The sequence below is a fragment of the Ruegeria sp. CDSA246 genome, assembly GCF_059611225.1.
In genome coordinates this window covers 41,728-49,590 of record NZ_JBXWPD010000021.1, presented here as the reverse complement: position 1 = coordinate 49,590, position 7,863 = coordinate 41,728, and the positions used below count along the sequence as shown (strand labels likewise).

Below are 7,863 nucleotides of genomic sequence, written 5' to 3'. Positions count from 1 at the left end.
ATCAAACCAACCAGATGAGCCACATCCTCTCTTAGATCAGAGCGCCATCTGTCCCAAAATCCCTGACGACGGACACATGATGGGTATGCTGCTCGGGGAGCAATAGCCCGTCCTAAGTTAGGGCGAAAACTCACCAAGTTTCTGGAATTGAAGCCAGATGGCGATGAGCGAGAGTGGCATGATCGAAAAGGCGCTCTAGCAATAAAGAGCGAAGTCTGGGGAGAATGGGTGCCGGACCCCGACAATCATCGTAGCCGATATCAGAATGAAGGAAGCACCTTATGGGCGGAAAGCAAATGGCTTAACGAAGCATTGGCGTCCTGCAAATGCAGCATCGTGTTCAAACTTGACTTTACCAAGTACAAATCCAGCAGAAGCTATGATGAGTCCTCTGGTGTGAAAGCAATATATATTGGATTAAAACGTAATGGTCAGGACCCACGCTTTTGGTTTGCCAAAAAAGCTTCGCAAACCATGTACTAGGCGGCAAATCTGATTTGCTGTCTTCGCCATTGAGGCCGTCCAGCACGAACCTGACCTTCTGTTCCGCAGAGTAAAGTTTGCGCGTCGCGCGACGAATGTCTTTTACAACTTTCTCGCCGTGGCTCTGCTCGGTTCCGGGTTTCAGTCTCATCTCCACTTCTTGGTCGCCACGATGTACCAGCAGCGCTATCGCCATTCATCAACTCCGCTAGACAGGAGAAAGGCCCCGGAAGAAATCCGAGGCCGTTTTCTCATATCGCCAGCCTAAAATGACCTATTGAAACGTTTAGGTCATGTCACGTGAAACGCCACAGGAACACGCTGAAATTCACGACATCAGCCACATTTTGAATGACCGCAGCTGCGGCAGGTCATGCAGCCCTCGATCATCACCATGTCGTACTGGCCGCAGGATGGGCAGGCTTTGCCGCGTGGCGCGTCCATGTTGACGACCTGAGCCTGGGGGTCGGATTTGAGCGCCATGCCCTCGCCCTCAAGAAAGCCGATATTGATCATGTGCTGTTCGATCACGCCACCAATTGCGGCCAGGATCGACGGGATATACTTGCCCTGAACCCATGCGCCACCGCGCGGGTCAAACACGGCCTTCAGTTCTTCCACAACAAAAGACACATCCCCACCCCGGCGGAACACGGCCGAGATCATGCGGGTCAGCGCCAGCGTCCAGGCGTAATGCTCCATATTCTTCGAGTTGATGAACACTTCGAACGGACGGCGACGGCCACCAATGACAATGTCATTGATCGTCAAGTAGATCGCGTGTTCGCTGTCGGGCCACTTCAGTTTGTAGGTCGACCCTTCCAGAGATTGTGGGCGATCCAGCGGCTCCGACATGTAGATCACGTCGCCACCGTCAATTTCATGCGGTGCGCTTGCACTTTCACCCGGCGCTTTGTCTTCGCTTTCTGACACGGTCAGGACGGACCCCGTCACATCGTTCGGACGATAGGTCGTGCACCCTTTGCACCCCTGATCCCAGGCCTGCATGTAGACATCTTTGAAAGCGTCAAAGCTGATGTCTTCGGGGCAGTTGATCGTCTTCGAGATCGAGCTGTCGATCCATTTCTGAGCCGCCGCTTGCATCTTAACGTGATCGGAGGGGGACAGCGTCTGCGCGTTGACGAAATAGTCTGGCAGTTCCTTGTCGCCAAATTTGTCGCGCCACATCTGCACGGCGTAGTCCACGACCTCTTCTTCAGTGCGCGAGCCATCCTTTTGCAGGACCTTCCGCGTATAGGCATAGGCAAAGACTGGTTCGATCCCTGACGACACATTCCCTGCATAGAGAGAAATCGTACCGGTCGGAGCAATCGAAGTCAGCAAAGCATTGCGGATGCCGTGTTCGCGGATCGCATCGCGCACGTCATCATCCATCTGCTGCATCGTGCCGCTTTCCAGGTATTTCTCGGCATCAAACAAGGGGAACGCCCCTTTTCCCTTCGCCAAGTCGACCGACGCCAGATACGCGGCGCGCGCAATCGCTTTCAACCAGAGCTCGGTCTGACGCGCGCCCTCGTCCGATCCATAGCGCAGACCCAGCATCAGCAGAGCATCCGCCAGCCCGGTTACGCCCAGCCCGATACGGCGCTTGGCCTGCGCCTCGGCGGCCTGTTCGGGCAGCGGGAACTTCGACGCGTCGACAACGTTGTCCATCATGCGGACGGCTGTCGCGACCAGCTCTTGCAGGGCAGCCTCATTCAGATGGGCCGCATCTTCGAACGGCTCTGCCACAAGACGGGCAAGGTTGATCGACCCCAACAGACATGCACCATATGGCGGCAACGGCTGCTCGCCACACGGGTTCGTCGCCGCGATGGTTTCGGCATAGCTGAGGTTGTTGGCTTTGTTGATCCGGTCGATGAAAATCACACCCGGTTCGGCATAGTCATAGGTGGCCTGCATGATCTTGTTCCACAGATCACGCGCTTGAACGGTGTGGTAAACCTTGTCTTCGAACACCAGCTCCCACGGGCCATCGGCTTTGACAGCTTCCATGAAAGGATCGGTGACCAGCACAGACATGTTGAACATGCGCAGGCGTGCAGGGTCGGACTTAGCCGTGATGAACTGTTCGATATCCGGGTGGTCACAGCGCATGGTCGCCATCATCGCACCCCGGCGCGAACCTGCGGACATGATGGTGCGGCACATCGCGTCCCATACATCCATAAAGCTCAGAGGCCCGGATGCATCCGCCGCGACCCCATGCACATCCGCTCCGCGCGGGCGAATGGTCGAGAAATCATAGCCGATCCCCCCACCCTGCTGCATGGTCAGCGCGGCCTCTTTCAGCATATCGAAGATACCGCCCATGCTGTCCGGCACCGTGCCCATGACAAAGCAGTTAAACAGCGTCACACGTCGCGCAGTGCCTGCGCCAGCGGTGATACGGCCAGCAGGCAGGTATTTGAAATCTTCCAGCGCTTCGAAGAACTTCTGCTCCCAATGCGCCGGGTCTTTTTCGACCTGCGCAAGATCGCGAGCGATACGCCGCCAGCTGTCCTCAACCGTTTGGTCAATGGGCGTGCCATCGGCCTGTTTGAAACGATATTTCATGTCCCAGATCTGCTCGGCGATGGGGGCGGCAAAGCGGCTCATTGGTGATTCCCTGTTCTGAAAGAGGTATCCAGATTATCCCAGATCACACCTTAACCACAACACCTTGATGACAGGCTTTCTTGAGCTACAATGTATAGACGGTCTTGGGACGACTCTGTGGGAAAGCTGTGGATAAGTACATAAACCTCATAAAACTCTCCGTCGGATCGGAAAGCGTCGACACGCTGATGGAATGGCAGGATAGCCGCAAACCGCTTTATGAAGACGGCTTGCCGCGCCACGTCACCCGCATGTGGCCCAAGCGCGAGGCCGAGATTCTGAACGGCGGATCAATCTATTGGGTGATCAAGGGTGTCGTACAGTGCCGCCAGAAGATCCTGCGGCTGGACGAAGTGCGCGGCGAGGACGGTATACGCCGCTGCGCCATCGTGCTGGACCCTGAGGTGCACCGCACACAGAATGCCTTGAAACGCCCGTTCCAAGGGTGGCGATACCTCAAACCGGAAGATACGCCTGCCGATCTTCCCAAAGGACGGGCCGAGGATGATTCTCTGCCCGACGATCTGAATCGCGCGTTGGCGGACATCGGCGTGCTGTAATCAGCTCAGCCGGTCAAGCAATTCGGAAAGAACCTCTTTTTCACCCACACCATAGCTGGCAACCCGACTACGCCACAGCGTGGCCTGTGATTGCAGGATCAGGCCGTCCGACAGGATTTTTAGGTGGTTTGCGCGCAATGTCTCACCTGTCGAGGTGATATCGGCAATCGCCTCGGCGGTTTCGTTCATCACAGTGCCTTCGGTTGCGCCCTGGCTGTCGACCAGAGTGTAATCTGCAACCCCAGCGTCCGTCAGAAACTCGCGCACCAATCGGTGGTATTTGGTCGCAATCCGCAACCGGTGCCCGTGGGTTTTGCGAAACGCTGCCGCCGCAGCATCGAGATCGTCCAGGGTTTCGACATCGACCCAACAGGCAGGGGTCGCAATGATCAGATCCGCTTTGCCGAAGCCCAACTCGGAGACTTCTTCAATCTGCTGTTCCCACCGTGGCAATTTTTCGTGCACCAGATCTGTTCCGGTGACACCCATATGAATGCGGCCAGCTGCCAGTTCGCGGGGGATTTCCCCGGCAGACAGCAGGATCAGCGAGACTCCGTCGATCCCTTCAACCTTACCGGCATATTCGCGGTCTGATCCGCTGCGCGACAATGTGATGCCGCGCTTTTCGAACCACGAAAAGGTCTTATCCATCAATCGGCCCTTCGAGGGCACGCCCAGTTTCAAGCTCATTGCGCGGCCTCCTCGATTTCCAGCATCAGGTCCGGGCGCAGTACGCCGCCAACAGCTGGAATTTCTGCCCCGTTGCCCAGTTGTCGCGTCAGCGCATCGTAACGCCCGCCGGTGGCAATCGGAGGCAAATCGGGGCGACCTTCGGCATAAAACCCAAAGACAAACCCGTCGTAATACTCCATCGACGTACGCCCATAGGCAGCCTCGAAATCCAACCGGCTCACGTCAACACCACGCGCCTGCAGGGCAGCAATTCTTGCCTCGAGCCTGTCCAGCGCCGGGGTGATCTGAGGCAGGTCAACGGCCACATCCCGCAACTGCTCCAAAGCAAAGGGCATGGTTTCCCGAACGGTCAGCAGAGATTCCAGGCCTGCAAGCTCGTTGTCCGAAATTGGCGGCGTCTCACGATCTTCGCGCAACGCGTCGATGCGGGCCTCAATCTCGGCAGCGCGGCGTTTTCCGATCATAGGAACGTCAAACCCCATCGGGTCTGCAGCCTCCAAAAGCATTGTGCGGTGATCCGGCTCGGGCTTTCGTCCGGCGAACCGGTCCAGCAAGACGCGGAACCGACGTGGACGCCACAGGTGGCGCATCAGCGCGGCCTTGCGCCGATCCGTAGTGCGCAGCCCCTGAACAGCCGCCGTCAGGATGCCGATGTCACCGGTTGCCGCGCGCAGGGGCAGCCCCCGCAATTGCAGGGCAAACAGGGAAAACACCTCTGCATCGGCCCCGGCGGGATCATTGCGATCGAAAACTTCATATCCGACCTGAATGTATTCGTTGGATCGATCCGGGTCATGCTCTTGCCGACGAAACACTTCACCGGAATAGGTATAGCGCGCGGGTTCAGCCCCTTCGGTCATGTGCATCTGCACCACCGGAAGGGTGAAATCCGGGCGCAGCATCTGTTCGCCACGCAACGCATCCGAAGTCACGTAAGCACGCGCGCGGATGTCTTCGCCATAAAGGTCCAGCAACGTTTCAGCCGGTTGCAGCAGGGGCGTATCCACAACCTGCGCCCCGGCGGCTTCGAACCGGACACGCATCATCGCGGCGCGGGCCTGTATCTGGGAACGATTGGGCATCGGTCAGTCCTGACTGTCCAGAATCTCGCGCACTTTGGCGACCAGATCACCACGTGACACTTCGAACTGGCTGGGGCGTTCTTTCCATTCCTCGAGCGTGGCGCTTTCGGCAATCTTCGCGCCCAGGATCAGATCCTTGATCTGCACGATCCCATTGGCTTTCTCGTCACCGCCCTCGATCACTGCAATCGGAGAGTTCCGTTTATCCGCATATTTCAGCTGATTACCGAAGTTCTTGGGGTTGCCCAAATAGACCTCGGCCCGAATACCGGCATTGCGCAGTTCCGCCACCATCGCCTGATAGTCGGCCATCCGGTCGCGATCCATAACGGTCACGACTACAGGACCCGTGGCTTGCGCGGCTATCCTGCCTTTTTCGCGCAGGGCAGCCAGCAGACGGTCGACACCGATGGAGACGCCGGTCGCCGGAACTTCCTGCCCGGTGAAGCGTTTGACCAGATCGTCATAGCGACCACCACCCGAGACCGATCCGAATTGCCGCTTGCGGCCTTTCTCATCGAAAATCTCAAAGGTCAGCTCGGCCTCATATACCGGCCCGGTATAATAACCCAGGCCGCGCACGACCGAAGGGTCAATCTCGATCCGGTCCGCGCCGTACCCGCCCGCATCCAACAGGGTTCCGATCTGTTCCAACTCGGCGATCCCATCCGCACCGATCTTGCTGTCGCCTACGGCGGCGCGCAGGTTGGCCAATGTTCCGGCGGTTTCGGCGGCCTTGGAGGTCAGAAACGCGATCACCGGCTCAGCCTGATCCTCGCTGAGGCCAACGCCGTCGATAAACGCGCCAGAGGCGTCCAGACGGCCTTTGGTCAGCAGCTCTCGCACGCCCTGCTCGCCAACTTTGTCGAACTTGTCGATGGTGCGCAGAACGTTGTCGCGGGCAGCGACGTCTTCGCCAAGCCCCATGGCCTCAAGCACGCCATTCAGAACCTTGCGGTTGTTGACCCGCACCAGATAGTCGCCGCGCGGAATGCCCACGGTCTCCAACGTATCAGACAGCATCGCGCAAATCTCGGCGTCTGCGGCCATCGAGGCCGTACCCACCGTATCCGCATCGCATTGATAAAACTGACGATACCGCCCCGGCCCCGGCTTTTCGTTCCGCCAGACCGGCCCCATCGCATAGCGGCGATAAGGCGTTGGCAGATCGTTGCGGTGCTGCGCATAGACGCGGGCCAACGGCGCGGTCAGATCATAACGCAAGGCCATCCAGTCGCCCTTGTCATTCTCGTCGACTTCCTGCCACGCAAAGACGCCTTCATTCGGGCGATCTACGTCGGGCAGGAATTTGCCCAGCGCCTCGACGGTTTCAACCGCGCTGCTTTCCAGGGCGTCAAACCCGTACTGATGATAGACGTCCGCAATAGCCCGCAGCATCTCGGTGCGCTGCGTGACTTCCTGGCCGAAATAGTCGCGGAACCCTTTTGGCGTTACGGCCTTGGGGCGGGGCTGTTTCTTGGGCTTGGCCATGTGGGACGTCCTTGGGAGTTGCCTTGTTCCGCGCGCGGTCTATCCCATGGCCTGCATCGGGGCAAGGCGCGCTTTCGCTGGCCATGCGCTATCCGGGTCGCTATGACCGGCCTAAGACACAGGAGTCCCCCATGCAGCATCTGGAAGAGCAGATCGCCCATCTTGCCCGTACGGTCGAAGACCTCAACTCGGTCGTCACTCGACAACAGGACGAGATTGATCGTTTGACACGCCGTGTCGAAATGCTGATGCGCCGCGAAGGCGAACGGGCGCAGGAAGGCTCGGGCGGGATCGTTTTGGGCGACGAACGCCCGCCACATTATTGATGACTTAGAGCCCCAGCGACTTTTTCACCGCGTTGTCGACCACGCCGCCCAAAAGGGCATCCTTATCCGCGGCGCATCCTTCCGACAGCGCCGCTATGAAGGCTTCGCGCAACTGGGCCTTTTCCTCATCTGTGGCCGCATGTTCTTCGATATTGATCTGACGATTATGAAGAGATAGCGCCGTCATTTTTGCGACTACAGTCACAACAAATTCTTCGTCACCATCCGCCTCTTCAGCTATTGAGGCGCAGGTATAGTGCATCACAGGCAATGCGTCCTGCACCATCTGCTCAGCAGCTTCATCGGCAGATACCACGCACGGAGCCGCTAGAATTGCGGCGCAAGCTGACATTCCAAGTTTTTTAAACTGCATCACCATCACTTCCAGTTATGTCCAATAATGGCTCCGGCCACGCCACCAATTGCGGCGCCTTTTCCATCACCGACAATCGCACCAACACCTGCGCCGATCAGCGCGCCTTCGATGGTCTTCTTTTTCTTCTTGTCGTCCGCCGACGCGACCGAGGCTGCAACCAAAGCCAGCGATGCCGTCGCTCCAAACAAAACTCTTCTGAAATTGAGACCTGCAATTGTCATATCAACACCCTC

At 57.9% G+C, this 7,863-nt stretch carries 8 protein-coding genes and 1 pseudogene; 2 read left to right on the top strand and 7 right to left on the bottom strand.

Annotation, left to right across the window (positions count from 1 at the left end):
- Positions 1-487 precede the first annotated feature (487 nt).
- Both AC2FI9_RS20835 and AC2FI9_RS20830 read right to left on the bottom strand, forming a co-directional pair.
- Positions 488-634, bottom strand: a pseudogene (locus AC2FI9_RS20835) (IS3 family transposase); the annotation flags it as partial.
- A 185-nt stretch (positions 635-819) separates the two neighbouring features.
- On the bottom strand, positions 820-3,102 hold the full coding sequence (locus tag AC2FI9_RS20830) for an adenosylcobalamin-dependent ribonucleoside-diphosphate reductase (protein WP_496770420.1): 2,283 nt from the start codon (positions 3,100-3,102) through the stop codon (positions 820-822).
- A 128-nt stretch (positions 3,103-3,230) separates the two neighbouring features.
- Here AC2FI9_RS20830 and AC2FI9_RS20825 point away from each other — a divergent pair, with 128 nt between their 5' ends.
- The gene (locus AC2FI9_RS20825; protein WP_282118950.1) at positions 3,231-3,662 is read left to right on the top strand and encodes a DUF1489 family protein; all 432 of its coding nucleotides are present in this window, start codon (positions 3,231-3,233) and stop codon (positions 3,660-3,662) included.
- On the opposite strand, the gene hisG is transcribed toward AC2FI9_RS20825, so the two are convergent.
- From hisG to hisS, 3 genes are read right to left on the bottom strand one after another with little or no spacing between them, the layout of a single operon-like run.
- Positions 3,663-4,352, bottom strand: a complete 690-nt coding sequence (gene hisG, locus AC2FI9_RS20820) for an ATP phosphoribosyltransferase (protein WP_058275488.1) — start codon at positions 4,350-4,352, stop codon at positions 3,663-3,665.
- Positions 4,349-5,437 (bottom strand): ATP phosphoribosyltransferase regulatory subunit, encoded by a 1,089-nt coding sequence (locus AC2FI9_RS20815; protein WP_496770418.1) that lies wholly within the window; start codon positions 5,435-5,437, stop codon positions 4,349-4,351. The genes hisG and AC2FI9_RS20815 overlap by 4 nt, the downstream gene beginning before the upstream one ends.
- Before the next feature lie 3 nt (positions 5,438-5,440).
- A complete protein-coding gene (hisS, locus tag AC2FI9_RS20810; protein WP_496696219.1) occupies positions 5,441-6,928 on the bottom strand; it encodes a histidine--tRNA ligase in 1,488 nt (495 codons plus the stop codon).
- 131 nt (positions 6,929-7,059) lie between these two features.
- Here hisS and AC2FI9_RS20805 point away from each other — a divergent pair, with 131 nt between their 5' ends.
- Positions 7,060-7,254 (top strand): SlyX family protein, encoded by a 195-nt coding sequence (locus AC2FI9_RS20805; protein ID WP_058275721.1) that lies wholly within the window; start codon positions 7,060-7,062, stop codon positions 7,252-7,254.
- A 4-nt stretch (positions 7,255-7,258) separates the two neighbouring features.
- On the opposite strand, the gene AC2FI9_RS20800 is transcribed toward AC2FI9_RS20805, so the two are convergent.
- Positions 7,259-7,633, bottom strand: coding sequence for a hypothetical protein (locus AC2FI9_RS20800; RefSeq protein WP_496770424.1), 375 nt, complete (start codon positions 7,631-7,633; stop codon positions 7,259-7,261).
- Complete coding sequence (locus AC2FI9_RS20795; protein WP_496770417.1) at positions 7,633-7,851, bottom strand: YMGG-like glycine zipper-containing protein; 219 nt, start codon at positions 7,849-7,851, stop codon at positions 7,633-7,635. The genes AC2FI9_RS20800 and AC2FI9_RS20795 overlap by 1 nt, the downstream gene beginning before the upstream one ends.
- Positions 7,852-7,863 lie beyond the last annotated feature (12 nt).

What these genes read in the sequence shown, in the direction of transcription:
- AC2FI9_RS20815 (WP_496770418.1), bottom strand. Translation starts at nt 5,437, where the DNA reads ATGCCCAATCGTTCCCAGATACAGGCCCGCGCCGCGATGATGCGTGTC.
- hisS (WP_496696219.1), bottom strand. Translation starts at nt 6,928, where the DNA reads ATGGCCAAGCCCAAGAAACAGCCCCGCCCCAAGGCCGTAACGCCAAAA.
- AC2FI9_RS20805 (WP_058275721.1), top strand. Translation starts at nt 7,060, where the DNA reads ATGCAGCATCTGGAAGAGCAGATCGCCCATCTTGCCCGTACGGTCGAA.
- AC2FI9_RS20795 (WP_496770417.1), bottom strand. Translation starts at nt 7,851, where the DNA reads ATGACAATTGCAGGTCTCAATTTCAGAAGAGTTTTGTTTGGAGCGACG.
- AC2FI9_RS20800 (WP_496770424.1), bottom strand. Translation starts at nt 7,633, where the DNA reads ATGGTGATGCAGTTTAAAAAACTTGGAATGTCAGCTTGCGCCGCAATT.
- AC2FI9_RS20830 (WP_496770420.1), bottom strand. Translation starts at nt 3,102, where the DNA reads ATGAGCCGCTTTGCCGCCCCCATCGCCGAGCAGATCTGGGACATGAAA.
- hisG (WP_058275488.1), bottom strand. Translation starts at nt 4,352, where the DNA reads ATGAGCTTGAAACTGGGCGTGCCCTCGAAGGGCCGATTGATGGATAAG.